Source organism: Halorientalis salina (genome assembly GCF_005049285.1).
GTDB lineage: Archaea > Halobacteriota > Halobacteria > Halobacteriales > Haloarculaceae > Halorientalis > Halorientalis salina.
Genome location: NZ_SOSC01000001.1, coordinates 461468 through 476159, shown reverse-complemented (window position 1 = coordinate 476159; position 14692 = coordinate 461468). Strand labels below are relative to the sequence as shown.

The window sequence follows — 14692 nt, the reverse complement described above, 5'->3', positions numbered from 1 at the left end:
GGTTGCTACCGGCAACGTGCCACTCGGACGAACGGTGCGGACGCGACCGGACCGACCCCGGTCACGAACACCCCGCAATCGGCAGTTCTGCAGGAGGGCGTTCGGTATGAAACCCGCGCGCGTTCGGTCCTCGCCCGTCCTGCTGGCGCTCCTGGTTGCGGCGGTCGTTCTCGCCGGTCCCGTCGGTGGACAGCCGACGGCTGCGGACCATTCGTCGAGTCCTGCACAGGACGACAACCAGACGGAGTTCGCCGTCACGCAGGGCGGCGAGTGCCACCAGGTCGAACCGATCGGCCGCGCCTGGGAGAGCGTCGAGAGTTTCTACGGCTACGAGACCCGTAGCTCGCGGACGACGACCGACTTCCAGGACAACCAGGTGAGCAACCTCCTCATCTTCCACGGCACCGAAGGGTACAGTCTTGTCGTGTTACACGACGAGTACGGCGACGCGCCGGGCGGAGGCACGGCCACGATGGAGTTCGTGGGCCTCCCCGAGTCCGGCGAATGGGTGATCGAAGACGACAACCACGAGGACCGCGACGACGTGTTCCTCCACCGTGACACGCGGAGCAAGATCGACTGGAAGTGGATCGAAAACCGGACCGACGGCGGTGTCTTCCGGGGACTGGACACCACCGACGACCTCGACCTGACCGTCACGCCCCGGTTCAACGAGCGAGCCGACGCCTGGGGCGAGTGGGACTGGTCGGGTGACCAGGCCAACCGGACCGAAGCCTGGCGGCTGTACACCGACCGGTCGTCGACCGTCGAGTTGGACATGAACCGGAGCATCACGATCACGAAGGGCGCGTGTGATACCGCCGCTCCGTCGGCCGCGCTCGCCGCGTCGTCGACGAGCGTCGCCACCGGCGAGTCGATTACGCTGGACGCGGGCGAAACCGCTGACGATACCGATGTCGAATACCAGTGGGACCTGGACGGCGACGGGGAGGCCGACCGCACCTCGGACACGGCCTCGATCACCCACGAGTTCGAGTCCCCCGGGGAGTACCGGATCGGCGTCCTCGTCAGCGATAGCAACGGTAACACGAACAGTTCGCGGCTGAACGTCACGGTGACGGACGAGGCGACCACGACCAGCAGCGGGTCGGACGGCATCGGCGGCGACGGCGGAGACGGTGACTCGACCACCGAGGCGACCACGACGACGAGCTCGGAGGGTCCCGGCCTCGGCGTCCTCGCCGGGATCGCGGCCCTCCTCTCAGCGGCGCTGCTACTGAGACGGCGGATCTAGGGCGAGAGGACGAGGACATCGGGTTCGACGAGAGGACCCGTATTCCGAGTCTCCCTCGTCAGTCTGCCGTTTTTCGAGGTCGCTACGCCGCCTCGACGGCGTCGATGATCGCGTCGTAGTCCGGTTCGTTCGTCGGGTCCTCGGCCGCCCAGTCGAACGTCACCGTGCCGTCGTCGTCGAGGACGAACACGGCCCGGTTCGCGATTCCGTGGAGTCCGAGGTCCTCGATGTCGACTTCGAGGTCGTAGGCCCGGATGGCCTCGCCGCTCATGTCGCTGACCAGATCGAACTCGATGCCGTGTTCCTCGCGGAACGCGCCCTGGGAGAACGGCGAGTCCGCACTGATCCCGAACACGGTTGCCCCCGCCTCGTGGAAATCGGCGAGGTGGTCCTGCAGTGCGACCATCTCGTTCGTACAGGGCGGCGTGAACGCGCCCGGGAAGAAGGCGAGGACGACCGGGCCGTCGCCGAGGTGGTCGTCGAGGTCGAAGGGTTCGTGGTCGCTGGTGCCGATCTTCGCGGTGAACGTCGGAGCGGTGTCGCCGGTCGAAACCATACGTTCGTACTCCACACGTTTTTCATTAAGTCTGGTCCCGAACGGAATCACTTCAGTCCGAGGCCCGCGTGCCACTCCTGAGCACCTGCCTCCTCGACGCGCTCGTCCATCTCGGCCAGCAACACCGTCGCCAGGCTCGCCGTCTTCGCCGCCTTTCGTTCCCCCTCGGTCCGGAACTCGCCAGTCACGCGGTTCGCGTAGACGGAACAGACCGCGCCCGCCCGGAGCCCGTAGACGTTCGCCAGCGTCAGGATCGTGGCCGCCTCCATCTCGAAGTTCAGCACGTTCGCGGCCCGGAGTTCCTCGACGAGGTCGTCGCTCCCGCGGGCCTCGAACCCCTCGAACCCGGGACGGCCCTGCCCCGCGTAGAAGGAATCCGTCGAACAGGTCAGCCCGACGTGGTAGTCGTAGTCGAGGCGTTCGGCGGCGGCCACGAGCGCGGCGACGACGGCGTGGTCGGCCACGGCCGGGTAGTCCTCCCGGACGTACTCGTCGCTGGTCCCCTCCTGGCGGACCGCCCCGCGAGTGATGACGAGGTCGCCCACGCTGGCCTCCTCCCGGATGGCCCCACAGGACCCCACCCGGATGAACGTGTCCGCGCCGACCCGAGCCAACTCCTCGACCGCGATTGCCGCCGACGGGCCGCCGATGCCGGTCGACGTGACGGAGATCGGGGTGCCGTCGACAGCCCCCGTCGCTGTCCGGTACTCGCGGTGGCTGGCGACCTCCTCGCTGCGGTCCCACTCGTCCGTGATCTTCCCCAGGCGCTCGGGGTTGCCGGGGAGCAGGACGGTCTCGGCGACGTCGTCGGGACCGACTTCGAGGTGGTACTGCTCCTCGTCGTTTGGGTCCTCGCTGTCCATGTGGTCGGCCGCCGTGGGGTCGTCGGTGGGTTCGCCGTCCGTCATTTCCCCAGGGTCTCCCGCGAGATGGCGTTCGGCAGCAGTTCCCCGAGCGCGTACTCGGCGGTCTCCTCGCCCTCGTCGCAGACGACTGGGAACGACTCATCACAGAACTCCGCGAGCGTCTGCCGGCACATGCCACAGGGCGTGACGCCGTCGCGTTCGCTCGACGTGACGGCGAGGCGGTCGAACGACCGGTGGCCGCGCTTGATCGCCGCCGAGATCGCGACTTCCTCGGCGTGTACACTGTTGCTGTAGTTGGCGTTCTCGATGTTACAACCCGTATATACGCTGCCGTCTACCGTCCGAATGGCCGCCCCGACACGATACTCCGAGTAGGGGGCGTAGGCTTCGTCGAGCGCCTCGCGCGCCCGTTCGACGAGTTCCTCCATACCGGGCACCACGCGGGGCCAGTCCAAATAATCTCGCCCGCACCCCGAGGTGCTGAAACAGTAACGGTTTTTAATTTAGTACGGGGCCAGGCAGTAACGTATGGGATACAGCGCGCGGATCTACCGGTCGCTGGGGGGAAGCTACCTGGCGCTCCTCGTCGGCCCCGTGGTTGCCGCCCTCGCGGCCGGCGCTGGGGTCGGGATAGACCCATGGCTGGCGTTCAGTCTCGGGGCGCTGCTTGCCGGCGCGCTGGGGTATCTGGCCGTTGCTGACCTCGATCCGGTTCGGTGGTTCACGAACACGTGGGTCGCCGTAGCGGTGACGCTCCTGCCGCTGGGCCACGCGGTGTGGCTCATCGCGTTACTGGCACACAATCCCGACAGGGCGCTGCTGACGATCTTCGCGCGCCCGAGTACAGCCGGGGCTTTGGCCTTCGGCGTCGCGCTGGTGGCAATCGTCCTCGCTCACCGCCAGCAGACGGTCGAACGGATCAGGGCGGCGACGGTGTACGCGTCGTTTCCGTCCGGTCCAGCGGCTCGCCGCCGACGAGTCAGGTACGGCACGTTCGCCGTCGGACTCGGTGTCGTCGCCGGACTGCTCGCCGTGCTCGCGATGCACGGCGCGCTCTCCTCGGCGCTCCTGGTCGCTGCCGTCCTCATCGGTCCGCTCGCGGTCCTGTCGCTCTACGCGACGCACGATCGGTCGGTGGTCGTCACCGACGACGGCCTCGCCATCGACGGCACCTTCACCGAGTGGACGTACTTCGATTCGTACGACCTGACCGAGCGATCCCTCGTCCTCCGGTTCCGGTCACACTGGATGGGCGACATCGCGCTGGACGTATCCGACGTCGACGCGCTCGATACCGTCCGCGACGCGCTCGACGAACACGTCAGTGAGGCTAAGTAGTCGTCTCTTCGACCGCGCGCTCGATCACTGCGTTAGCGTCCTCGACGAGCGCGTCGACGTCGTCGCTTTCGGCGTACAGTCGGACGTAGGGCTCCGTCCCGCTCGGTCGAACGAGCACCCACGAGGCGTCCGGCCACTCCAGTCGAACGCCGTACGCCGTCGAGACCGACGCCTCGGGGAACTGCTCTGGCAACCGCGCTTCGAGCGTCGCCATCACTTCCCCCTTGTGCTCGTCGGGACAGTCGATGCTTACCTTCCGATACGGGCGCTCGGTCACCGGTTCACGGAGGGCGGCGAGTCCGTCAGTCGCGACCAGTCGCGAGAACACGGCAGCACTGGCGATTCCGTCGATCCAGCCGCCGAGTGCCGGATGGATGTGCTTCCACGGTTCGGCCGCGAAGACAACGCTCGTCTCGTCGGTGGCTCCCTGCTCCTCGGCCGTCGCGCGCACCTCGGCGATCCCCTCGTGGAGGCCGCCGAGGTGGACCCGCTCGACGCGCCCGCCCGCAGCACGTACTCGCTCGTCGATGCGGGCGGAGGCGTTCGGCGTCGTGACGACGACCGGGTCCGACACGTCGCTCCGGGCGACGTAGTGTTCGGCCAGGATGGCGAGGACAGTGTCCTCGTGAACGATGCTGCCGTCCTCGGCCACGATGACGATGCGATCGGCGTCGCCGTCGTGGCCGATGCCGAGATCGAACTCGCCGGCTCGGACGAACTCCAGGAGGTCTTCGAGCGTCTCGGGAGTCGGCTTGCTCTCCCGGCCGGGGAAGTGGCCGTCGACGGAGGCGTTCAGGGCGACCACGTCGGCGCCGAGCGCGCGCAGTACCTGCGGCGTCGCGACGCTCGCAGTCCCGTTGCCGCAGTCGACGACGACGCGAAGTCCGTCCAGCGCCGATCCGAACTCCTCGGCGTAGCCGATGACGGTCTCCCGGTAGTTCGAGAGGACGTCGACCGTCGTCGAGTCTCCCCATTCATTCCATTCGACCGGGTCCGGGTCGTCGGCGACGCGCTCCTCGATCCGGTTCTCGGCGATCGAGTCGTACTCCTGCCCGTCGACGAACAGTTTGAGGCCGTTGTCGGTGGGCGGATTGTGGCTCGCGGTCACCATGATTCCGCGGCGTCCCTGCGAGGCGTAGGCGAGCGCGGGTGTCGGGAGTTGGCCGGCGCGACGCACGCGCGCGCCGCCGCTTTCGAGGCCGGCTTCGACGGCCGCTGCCAGCGCTGGGCCGGTCTCTCGCCCGTCTCGTGCGACCACGAACTCCGCGCCGTCGACGGCGGCGGCTCGTCCGACCGAGAGTGCCAGGGTGGGCGTCACGGTGTCGGTGACCGACCCGCGGATGCCCGCCGTGCCGAAAAGGTCCATACCGGGCCATCAGCCGGCATCTACTTATGTACTGCTGGCCCGACCCGGAACGTCGCTTACAGTTCGACGCCGCTCGGGATCAGGGAGTGCTGGCGCAGGAGGTCCCCGTCGTTGTCGTAGACCAGGAGCATCCGCTCGTCGGTCTCGAACAGTCGGTCGCCGTCCTCCTGGATGCGGACGGTGTAACACTCCGCTGAGTCGCTGGTGGCCTCGTCGTACGCGCGGGCAGCGTCGATGAGCGTGAGGATGTCCTCGGCGTCGGCGTTGACTTCGAGGACGAACTCGCCGGTCATGCGGTCGGCGACGGAGAAGACGCCGCTGGCGTCGCTGTCGTCGACGGGCGTCTGAAAGCGGAAGGCGACGTCGACGTCTCGCTCCGGTGTGAGGCGCGTTTCGTAGGCGTCCGAGGGTCCGTGATACTCGACGTGAACCGTCGGTTGTCCGTCGGCCGTGTCCTCGACGTTCCGCAGTCCGAGGGTGAAGTAGTCGCGCCTCATTCCCATCCACTCGTACGGTTTCCGGCGCAATGAACGTAACGCCCGCCCGGGAAATCACCGGATGCACCGACCGGGGGTAGGTTTTAGGACCGGCCGGTCGGAGGGCGGGTATGGTCTGGGTCAAGTCGGAACTCGCCGAGGAACTGGCGGTGGTCGCCGCCTGGCTGTCGGCGTTCATCCCGTGGTCGGTGTCGGTCGCCCTCGGTTCCATTCAGGGCGGAACGCTCGTCGAGGTCAGGTTCCCGCTCGGGTTGGTCCGCTACCTGTTCGGCATCGAGGTCACCGGTGACGCGTCGCTGCAGAACCCGCTGTTGAAGACGCCCTGGGGCGCAGCGGAGTTCTATGCCGGCAGTCCGGGGTCGCTCCCCTACGACCTCTGGACGCTCGGTGTGGTCGTGATCGCCGCGGCCGTACTGCTGAGCATCGCCATGTACGTCTTCGAGGAGCGACTCGCCGAGTCCGCCGTCGACCCCGTCAGACTCATGGGGGGACTGCTTCTCGTGGGTGCCGTCCTGCTCTCGCTCTCGTCGCTCGTCCTCCAGCTCGGGGCCAGTTTCCAACTCGGATCTCGATCGCTCGCGGCCGATCCGTTCCCCGGATACGTGCTCCCGATCGGCGTCCTCCTCCAGTACGCGTTCGCGTACGTCCTCCTCCGCGTCGAACGGGTCGAGGAGACCTCCGCCGACGGACCGGCGACCGAGGACACCGCCTGACAGCCGCCCGTTATGATCGCTGCGAAAACGGCTGTCGAATTTAAGTAAGTGGGGTCGTAATCGGTAGTAAGAACTGCTTACCGCCGGACGTGGCGGGGCTACGCTAGGGATGTCACGACAGGACACTGGCGACGACGGGACCGCCATGGGTCGGATCGAGGAGCTTCGCCACTGGCTCGACCGGACGGCCGAACTCCTGCGCGGCTCGACGATCCCCGTCCAGAACTACGACCCGGACAAGCACGGCCGACTGCTCTCCTTCGGCGGCCTCTCCGGGTACGAAGAAATCGATCGGTACTGGCTCAACACACCGTTTTCCTTCGTCTCCATCAACTACGACCACGAGGACGACAAACACCTGTATCACGTCGTCGAACCCGACCTCGACGACCTGGAAGTGGAACTGCTGGACCGACTGCTAGAGGACATCCGCGAGCCGTTGCTGTACCGTGACGAGGTCGCCGACGACCCCGAGGGCGCGCTCAGGGACGAGTTGAAACTGCGCCTCGAGGAGTACGGCGTCGAGATCGGCGTCGAGACGTTCTTCCGGCTGTTCTACTACCTCTACCGGCGCTTCCACGGCTACGGGAAGCTGGACCCGATCATGAACGACCCCCACGCCGAGGACATCTCCTGTGACGGACCCGGGCTCCCCATCTTCGTCTACCACGACGAGTACACCGACATCGAGACGAACGTCACCTTCGCGGCCAAGGAACTGAACAACTTCGTCATCCAGCTCGCCCAGCGGTCGGGCCGGCACGTCAGCGTCTCGGACCCCGTCGTCTCGACGACGCTGCCCGACGGCTCCCGCATCGAGTTGGCGCTGGGCGAGGAGGTCACGCCTCGCGGGTCGGCCTTCACCATTCGGATGTACGCCGACGAGCCGTTCACGCCGATCGACCTCCTTGAGTACGGGACGGCGAACCTCGATATGCTCGTCTTCCTCTGGCTGTGCATCGAGAACAACAAGTCGCTGCTCTTTGCCGGCGGGACTGCGGCCGGGAAGACCACCTCCATGAACGCCGTCTCGATGTTCATCCCGCCCCGGTCGAAGGTGCTGACCATCGAGGACACCCGCGAGCTCTCGCTGTATCACGACAACTGGCTGTCCTCCGTGACACGGGAGCGTATGGACGACGACGACATCTCGATGTACGATCTCCTGCGGTCGGCGCTGCGTCACCGCCCGGAGTTCATCATCGTGGGCGAGGTCCGGGGCGAGGAGGCCATCACGCTGTTCCAGGCGATGAACACCGGGCACACTACCTTCTCGACGATGCACGCCGACAGCGTCCAGACCGTCATCAACCGGCTGGAGAACGAGCCCATCAACGTGCCCCGGCCGATGGTCCAGTCGCTGGACGTGCTCTGTGTCCAGTTGCTCACCCGCACGCAGGGCGAGCGCGTCCGGCGGATGCAGACGCTCGCCGAGATCGAGGGGATCGACCAGCGGACCGGCGAACTCGACTACTCGAACACCTATAGCTGGAAGGCGACCGAGGACACCTTTTCCGAGACCCGGAGCGACCTGCTGGACGAGATTCGCGAGGAACGGGGCTGGAACCAGTCGGAACTGCTCCGGGAGATCAAAAACCGCAAGCGATTCCTCCGATATCTCCAGGAGGAAGACGTCAGCGATTACCGTCGGTTCACGGCGATGGTGAACAAGTACTACGCCGACCCCGAGGAGGTCATGGAACGCATCGACGCCACGGGGATCGAGATCGAGGACTGACATGGTCTCACCGCTGGCTTTCCTCCCGTTGCTGGTCGCGGTCGCGGTCGTGAGCCTGCTGATCGCAGTCGGGACCAGCGAACAGCTCCACCAGCGGTTCAAAGCCGTCTCTCGCGTGCTGTTCGGGCGGTTCGTCGACGAGGATCGACTCGAACGCAAACGGCTGCTCCAGTCCGCCTACGTCGCCGAGACCTACAACGCGTACGCCGCCAAATCCTACCTGTACGCCGTCCTCATCGCGATCGCCGGCGGCATCCTCGGCGCGTACCTCCTCGGTGGGCTCGTGCTGGCGATCCCGTTCATCGGCGACGCGGTCGCGGGCCTGCCGAACACGATGACTGCGGTCCTGGGACAACCGTCGACGTGGTCGGTCGAACTCGGGACGACGGCGTGGGTGATTCTGCTCGTGGGTGGCGGCCTCGTCTCGGCGCTCCTGAGCGGTCTCGTCAGTTATTCGCTGCGCTGGCGACTCCTCGCGGGCAGGGCCGAGGCCCGTCGCCGCCGGATCAACGAGAGTCTCCCTCGGACCGTGGCGTTCCTCTACGCACAAGCCCGCGGCGGGATGCCGTTCCCGCAGGTCATGCGGACGCTGGCCGACAACCGGAGCGTCTACGGGGAGACGGCGGCCGAGATCTCGATCGCGGCTCGCGAGATGGACCTGTTCGGGACGGACATGATCAACGCGATCCAGCGGATGTCCAAGCGGACGCCCAGCGAGGACTTCAAGACGTTCAGCGAGAACCTCTCCAGCGTCCTCCAGAGCGGGCAGAACCTCCCCAGTTTCCTCCACGACCAGTACGAGCGCTACCAGGAGGAAGCCGAGGAGCGCCAGGAGGAGATCCTCGAACTGCTCGCGACGATGGCCGAGGCCTACGTCACGGTGCTGGTCGCGGGGACGCTCTTTCTCATCACCGTCCTGCTGGTGTTCGGACTCACCACGACGAGCACGCTCGGCATCCTCCAGTTGCTGGGGTATCTCGCCATTCCGCTGGCGAACATCGGGTTCATGGTGTTCCTGAACCAGCGGCTGGAACTGCTCGGAATCGGCAGCGAGAGCAACGCCTCGGCGCTGGAGGAGACGGAGTTGCTCGCTGACACCGACCAGTCCGCGGCCGACATGCAGACGACCGACGGGGGAACGGTTCCCTCCCTGGCGGCGAACTTCGAGCGGTTGGCGATGTACGACAAACTCGAACGCATTCAGCGGATCCTGCGCCGACCGATGCAGGTCGTCTTCTGGAACCCCACGTCCTTGCTGTACGTGACGATTCCGCTGGCGGTGCTCGTGACGCTCGCACGTCTCCCGAGCGTGTTCACCGGTATCGGCGTCAATATCCGGGCGTTAGACGACATCATTATCCAGGCGCTCCTGTTCGTCCTGGGCACTTACGCGGCCGTTCGATTCGTCTACAAGCGCCGCATCAACCGCATCGAGTCGGCCAGTCCGGAACTGCTCGAACGGCTGGCCAGCCTCAACGAGGCCGGGATGTCGGTCGTCGAAAGTTTCGACCGCGTCAGGGGGAGCGACCTCGGCGCGCTCTCGCCTGAACTCGAACGCATCTGGGCCGACATCAAGATGGGGGCCAACGTGGAGGACGCGCTCGTCCGGTTCGGCCGCCGCGTCCAGACGACGCCGGTCACCCGGGCCGTGACACTGTTGAGCAACGCCATGCGCGCCAGCGGGAACATCGGCCGCGTCCTCCGGATCGCGGCGACCCAGGCCAGGGCCGACCTGCGCATGAAACGCCAGCGCCGACGCCAGATGCTCACCTATCTGGTCGTCATCTACGTCTCCTTCGCGGTCTTCCTGGTCATCATCGTCGCCGTCCAGGAGGTGCTGGTGCCGAGCCTCCCCGACAGCGTGCCGACGCCGGACAGCAACAACCGCCTCGGCGTCAACGCCGACCAGATCACGCGCTTCGGTGAGGTCAACAAGGCCGCGTACACCCTGGTCTTCTTCCACACCGCCCTGATCCAGGGGTTCCTGTCGGGACTCATCGGCGGCCAGATCGGCGAGGGAACCGTCAGGGACGGCGTCAAACACGCCTTCGTCCTGCTTGGGATCGCCTACGTCGCCTTCGTCCTGCTTTCCTCGCCGGTCGCCTCCATGCAGTTCGAGCAACAGTTCGGCGGCGAGACGGTCACCGTCGACTCGGTGTCGCTCTCGGACGGCGGCTACGTCGTCTTGCACCTGCACACGCCCGACGGCGAGGTCATCGGTCGGACCCAGTACCTCGAACCGGGAACCCACAAAGACGTCCAAATCAGGGTGAACAGGGAGTTATCTGACGACGTGACGGTCGTCGCCGTCCCGCACCTCGATACCAACGACAACGAGGAGTTCGACTACGTGGAGGACGGCGAGACCGACCGAATCTATCCGCCCCGGATCGAGGCCGTGAAGGCCGAAGCGGAAATCCAGTAACCGCTCTCGACTCCGGCAGGTCCCCGAACGGAACGCACTTGCCTGCCCGCCCGGAACCGCCGGTATGGACGACCAGTCGGGCCGCGAGGGGGTGCGAGACACCTACGACCGCATCGCCGAGCACTTCTCGCAGACCCGCGAGTATCCGTGGCCGGAAGTCGAGACCTTCCTCGACGGTGCCCCAACGGACAGGCTGGCACTCGACGTCGGCTGTGGGAACGGTCGCCACTCCGAGTTGCTAGCCGGACACGCCGACCGCGTGATCGGTCTCGACGTGAGTCGTGGATTGCTGGCCCAGGCCCGTGAGCGCATCCGTGACGCTGACGTGCGAAGCGCCGTCACGCTCCTGCAGGGCGATGCCTCGGCGCTCCCCCTCTCCACAGATTCCGTGACCGTCGCGGTGTACGTGGCGACGCTCCATCACCTTCCGGACCGGCAACTTCGCGTTGCGAGCCTGGACGAACTCGCCCGAGTCCTCTCGCCGGACGGTCGTGCGCTGGTGAGCGCCTGGAGCACGGCCCACGACCGCTTCGACGCCGAAGCGGGATTCGACACGACCGTCGACTGGACGCTGCCCGGCGGCGAGACTGTCCCGCGGTACTACCACATCTACGACCCCGAGGAGTTCGAGGCTGATCTGGCCGAGAGCGGGCTCGAAGTGCTCGACGCATCCGTCTCCAGCGGGAACTGCTACGCCGAGGTCACCGCGCCGGCGAAGGGAAACATCCATAAATAGGCGCGGGGAATTGTCGGATACGCATCCGCGGTACGGAGGTGCGAACGAAGTGAGCGCCGGTGTCTCACCGAGCGAAGCGAGGTGAGGCTCGGGGCGAGTGAGCAAAGCGAACGAGCGCCGGTGGTCTAGTGGTAGGACCTGAGCCTTCCAAGCTCATGGCCCGGGTTCAAATCCCGGCCGGCGCACTTCTGTCGCTCGCAACTCGCGAGCGACGAATGCGGTAGTAGGCGATTTGAACCCTGGGAGTCGCAGCCCCGGAATGGTCGAACGGAGTGAGACCACATGCCCGGAACGTCTCCATCTGGTTCAAATCCCGGCCGGCGCATTTTGGCGGCGAACAATTCGTGAGCCGCAAATGCGGTTGAGGGATTTGAGGTACGCCACGAGTGAGCGGTAGCGAACGAAGTGGAGGTGGTTCAAATCCCGGCCGGCGCATTTTCTGCGGACGATAGTAAGCAGTGAAATCGTCAGAAGGACGTAAATCCCGGAACAACGACGCCAACCACTGAACGGACGCTCCAGGTACGGACCGACGAAACGGCACCGTGATTTAATTGCCGGAACGCCCATAAACAGGTGAGAGATGTCACGGCCGCACGTGTTGGTTGTCGAAGACAGTGTCTTCATCTCCCAACAGATCGCCGATAAGCTATCGGACCAGTACGATTTCGCGACGAGCACTGCCGAGTCGGCGGCCGATGCACGCGCGGCGCTCGAAGCGAGTGACATCGACTGTCTCCTCGTGAAACACAATCTGCCGGACGAATCCGGCATGGAACTCACGGCGTCGATAGAGTCCGACGTGCCCGTCATCCTGTTGACCTCGTCGGCGGTGGAGTCGGTGGCGATGGACGCGCTCCAGGCGGGCGTCTCGGAGTTTTTCCACAAGGACAACCTCTCGGAGGAGACGGTGGACGTACTCGCCAACCGGATCGACATTCTCGTCGACCTGTACGGGCTGTGAGTGGCCCGAAACGCGGCTGGAGAGGCGGTCCGGCTCAGATAAACTCGCTCTCGGCGAGCGCGAACACCACAGCGCGCTTATAGAGAAACTCCCGCGGTGTCCACGCGCGGTCGAGGTCCATCCGTTCGAGGTAGGGCTGTGCCGCCTCTGGAACCGTGACTGCCTTGCGGATGCTGTCGGCATCGGAGATCTCCGGCGGGAAATCCTCGAAACTGCTCTCCAGGTTCCTGAGCGCCTCGGTGAGGTCGCGCTCTTCGCTCGTGAAGTCCGTTCCGTAGGGGAACTCGGGCAACAGGTCACGGTCGCGGAACGGGGCCAGTCGGTCCGCGACGGTCTCGGGGTAGTTGTTCCGGTAGCCCTCGGGGACTTCCCAGTCTTCGGGGAGTTTTCCCTCCGACTTCGCCCGCTCGACGAGGTCGTCCTGGAACCGGGAGTCGGCGATCTTGATCATCTCCTGGATCACCTCGGCGTCGCACTTGTCGCGCAGGTCGGCGATGCCGTACTCGGTGACCACGATGTCGCGCATGTGGCGCGGGACGGTGATGTGGCCGTAGTTCCAGACGATGTTGGATTCCACGCCGTCGCTCCCCTGGTGTGTGGCGCGAATCATGATGATCGAGCGCCCGTCGTCGAGTTCCTGGCCCATCTCGACGAAGTTGAACTGCCCGCCGACGCCGCTCACCACCTGGTTGTTCGCCAGGCCGTCCGAGGCGATACCGCCCGTGACGGTCGCCTTCATCCCGGTGTTGATGAAGCGCGCGTCGGAGCGCTGGCGACGCTTGAGTTCCTCGTCCCCGTAGAGCTGGTTGGTGAACTTCACGCTCTTCATGCTGATCCGTCGCCGTCGATCGTCGTCCATCTCCCGAACGCCCTCGTAGAAGTCGTTCGAGCCCAGGAAGAAGGCGGCGTGGAGGACCGTGCCGCCGTCGAGGGAGTCGCCGAGCGCGTGCTCGGCGATCGCCTCGCGGGCGTCCGACTCCGAGAGATCCGCGGGGATCGACCGGCCGTCGACGTGCAACTCGCCGTCCGCGAGGGTGACCTCCGACCTGAACAGGCCCCAGCGCTTGAGGTATGCGACGGCGTCCTCGTCGAGGATCGTCGGGATCGCTCCCGTCTCGACCAGCGCGTCCAGGGACGCCGCGTCGATGCCGTCGCCGAGATGGCCCTGATCGACCAGCCGCTGGATGTCCGGGTCGTCGTAGACCTCACGCCGCAGGACCCCGCTCTCGTACAGGTGCAGGAAGGCTTCGACGAACATCTCGGTGGCGGCGTACAACCCGTCGTCGAAGGCGTCGAGGCCGCCGTACTCCTCGACGAGCGTCGGCGCGTCCTCCACGACACCGAGCGCGTCGATTACGTCCCGGTAGGCCTCGGTGTCGTGGTGGCGCAGTTCGGTCGCGTGCCCGATGGCGTCCCCGAGCGAGCCGATGCCGATCTGGAGGGAGCCGCCGTCCCTGAGCAGGGCACTGACACGGAGCGCGATGGCGTAATCGGTGTCGGAGATCGGCATGTTCGGCGGGCCGAAAAGCGGGAACTCGTACTGTTCGTCGTCGAGCACGGCGTCGAACCGGTCGGCCGGGACCGGCCCGTCGCCGTACATGAAGGGCATGTTCCGGTTGACCTGACCGACGACCATGATGTCCCCGTCGCCCGACGACCCGTCGCCGTTCTGCTCGATGAGATCGGCCGAGATGTCCGTGTTCGAACCGAGGTTGAAGTACCGCTCTCCCTCGATCTCGCCGACGCCGACGAGTTGCAAGAGCAGGTTCAGGTCCGCCTGCTGATTCGCCCGCAGGACGTGCGTGTAGTTGACGCTGTGATGGTTCTGCTGGGCGTCGGGATTGCACAGGTGCTTGCCCGGAGGATAGTAGAACTGGTGGACCTCGATGTTCGCCGGTAACTCCCCGTCGCATAGCAGGCGAGCGTATTCGAGTTCCGGGTAGTCGCCGAAGATCCGGTCGGCCAGCGGCTCGACCAGTCTTCGCTCTAGCTCCGAGTCCCAGTCGGGTTTCGAGAGCGTGAGTGCGGACCAGATCGTCAGGTCGATGTCTCGGTTCTCGATCGCTCGCGCGACCAGTTCGTTGAGAACGTGATTCGCTTTCCCCAATCCCAATGGTGCCCCCACGACGATGTCCCCGTCGAGCCGATCGACGATTTCGTCGACCAGCGCCCCGACATCGTCGTACTCTGTCGTTGGCATATATACATCATGCACAGTCGACAGTAAAATAGTAACCA

Annotated in this window: 13 protein-coding genes and 1 tRNA gene; 8 read left to right on the top strand and 6 right to left on the bottom strand. The window is 65.8% G+C overall.

Going from position 1 to position 14692, the window contains the following annotated elements:
• Positions 1–106: 106 nt before the first annotated feature.
• A complete protein-coding gene (locus E2481_RS02545; RefSeq protein WP_136715920.1) occupies positions 107–1255 on the top strand; it encodes a PKD domain-containing protein in 1149 nt (382 codons plus the stop codon).
• A gap of 82 nt (positions 1256–1337) precedes the next feature.
• Here E2481_RS02545 and E2481_RS02540 read toward each other — a convergent pair whose 3' ends face one another.
• The 3 genes from E2481_RS02540 to cdd are packed head-to-tail and all read right to left on the bottom strand — an operon-like array spanning position 1338 to position 3105.
• Positions 1338–1811 (bottom strand): redoxin domain-containing protein, encoded by a 474-nt coding sequence (locus tag E2481_RS02540; protein ID WP_136715547.1) that lies wholly within the window; start codon positions 1809–1811, stop codon positions 1338–1340.
• A 47-nt stretch (positions 1812–1858) separates the two neighbouring features.
• A complete protein-coding gene (locus E2481_RS02535; protein ID WP_136715919.1) occupies positions 1859–2674 on the bottom strand; it encodes a nucleoside phosphorylase in 816 nt (271 codons plus the stop codon).
• Positions 2675–2715: 41 nt separating this feature from the next.
• Positions 2716–3105, bottom strand: a complete 390-nt coding sequence (cdd, locus tag E2481_RS02530) for a cytidine deaminase (RefSeq protein WP_250137702.1) — start codon at positions 3103–3105, stop codon at positions 2716–2718.
• A gap of 100 nt (positions 3106–3205) precedes the next feature.
• On the opposite strand from cdd, the gene E2481_RS02525 reads away from it, so the two are divergent.
• Positions 3206–4015: a hypothetical protein gene (locus E2481_RS02525; protein WP_136715546.1), complete on the top strand. Its 810-nt coding sequence runs from the start codon at positions 3206–3208 to the stop codon at positions 4013–4015.
• On the opposite strand, the gene E2481_RS02520 is transcribed toward E2481_RS02525, so the two are convergent.
• Positions 4008–5381, bottom strand: a complete 1374-nt coding sequence (locus E2481_RS02520; protein ID WP_136715545.1) for a phosphopentomutase/phosphoglucosamine mutase — start codon at positions 5379–5381, stop codon at positions 4008–4010. The genes E2481_RS02525 and E2481_RS02520 overlap by 8 nt on opposite strands.
• A gap of 56 nt (positions 5382–5437) precedes the next feature.
• Complete coding sequence (locus E2481_RS02515) at positions 5438–5878, bottom strand: DUF5793 family protein (protein WP_136715544.1); 441 nt, start codon at positions 5876–5878, stop codon at positions 5438–5440.
• A gap of 110 nt (positions 5879–5988) precedes the next feature.
• Here E2481_RS02515 and E2481_RS02510 point away from each other — a divergent pair, with 110 nt between their 5' ends.
• From E2481_RS02510 to E2481_RS02485, 6 genes are all read left to right on the top strand, one after another.
• Positions 5989–6591, top strand: coding sequence for a DUF7549 family protein (locus tag E2481_RS02510; RefSeq protein WP_136715543.1), 603 nt, complete (start codon positions 5989–5991; stop codon positions 6589–6591).
• A gap of 109 nt (positions 6592–6700) precedes the next feature.
• Entirely contained in the window at positions 6701–8329 is a 1629-nt protein-coding gene (locus E2481_RS02505; RefSeq protein ID WP_136715542.1) for a type II/IV secretion system ATPase subunit, read from the top strand.
• Position 8330: 1 nt separating this feature from the next.
• The gene (locus tag E2481_RS02500; RefSeq protein WP_136715541.1) at positions 8331–10754 is read left to right on the top strand and encodes a type II secretion system F family protein; all 2424 of its coding nucleotides are present in this window, start codon (positions 8331–8333) and stop codon (positions 10752–10754) included.
• A 64-nt stretch (positions 10755–10818) separates the two neighbouring features.
• Entirely contained in the window at positions 10819–11490 is a 672-nt protein-coding gene (locus tag E2481_RS02495; RefSeq protein WP_136715540.1) for a class I SAM-dependent methyltransferase, read from the top strand.
• 114 nt (positions 11491–11604) lie between these two features.
• Positions 11605–11675 (top strand) — tRNA-Gly (locus tag E2481_RS02490).
• Positions 11676–12073: 398 nt separating this feature from the next.
• Positions 12074–12454, top strand: a complete 381-nt coding sequence (locus E2481_RS02485; protein WP_136715539.1) for a response regulator — start codon at positions 12074–12076, stop codon at positions 12452–12454.
• A gap of 34 nt (positions 12455–12488) precedes the next feature.
• On the opposite strand, the gene E2481_RS02480 is transcribed toward E2481_RS02485, so the two are convergent.
• On the bottom strand, positions 12489–14654 hold the full coding sequence (locus E2481_RS02480; RefSeq protein WP_136715538.1) for an acetyl-CoA hydrolase/transferase C-terminal domain-containing protein: 2166 nt from the start codon (positions 14652–14654) through the stop codon (positions 12489–12491).
• Positions 14655–14692: the final 38 nt, after the last annotated feature.

Bases quoted from the DNA above. Each gene is read 5' to 3' on its own strand.
- E2481_RS02540 (WP_136715547.1), bottom strand. From the start codon at position 1,811: ATGGTTTCGACCGGCGACACCGCTCCGACGTTCACCGCGAAGATCGGC.
- E2481_RS02500 (WP_136715541.1), top strand. From the start codon at position 8,331: ATGGTCTCACCGCTGGCTTTCCTCCCGTTGCTGGTCGCGGTCGCGGTC.
- E2481_RS02510 (WP_136715543.1), top strand. From the start codon at position 5,989: ATGGTCTGGGTCAAGTCGGAACTCGCCGAGGAACTGGCGGTGGTCGCC.
- E2481_RS02505 (WP_136715542.1), top strand. From the start codon at position 6,701: ATGTCACGACAGGACACTGGCGACGACGGGACCGCCATGGGTCGGATC.
- E2481_RS02535 (WP_136715919.1), bottom strand. From the start codon at position 2,674: ATGGACAGCGAGGACCCAAACGACGAGGAGCAGTACCACCTCGAAGTC.
- E2481_RS02515 (WP_136715544.1), bottom strand. From the start codon at position 5,878: ATGAGGCGCGACTACTTCACCCTCGGACTGCGGAACGTCGAGGACACG.
- E2481_RS02485 (WP_136715539.1), top strand. From the start codon at position 12,074: ATGTCACGGCCGCACGTGTTGGTTGTCGAAGACAGTGTCTTCATCTCC.
- cdd (WP_250137702.1), bottom strand. From the start codon at position 3,105: ATGGAGGAACTCGTCGAACGGGCGCGCGAGGCGCTCGACGAAGCCTAC.
- E2481_RS02520 (WP_136715545.1), bottom strand. From the start codon at position 5,381: ATGGACCTTTTCGGCACGGCGGGCATCCGCGGGTCGGTCACCGACACC.
- E2481_RS02525 (WP_136715546.1), top strand. From the start codon at position 3,206: ATGGGATACAGCGCGCGGATCTACCGGTCGCTGGGGGGAAGCTACCTG.
- E2481_RS02480 (WP_136715538.1), bottom strand. From the start codon at position 14,654: ATGCCAACGACAGAGTACGACGATGTCGGGGCGCTGGTCGACGAAATC.
- E2481_RS02545 (WP_136715920.1), top strand. From the start codon at position 107: ATGAAACCCGCGCGCGTTCGGTCCTCGCCCGTCCTGCTGGCGCTCCTG.
- E2481_RS02495 (WP_136715540.1), top strand. From the start codon at position 10,819: ATGGACGACCAGTCGGGCCGCGAGGGGGTGCGAGACACCTACGACCGC.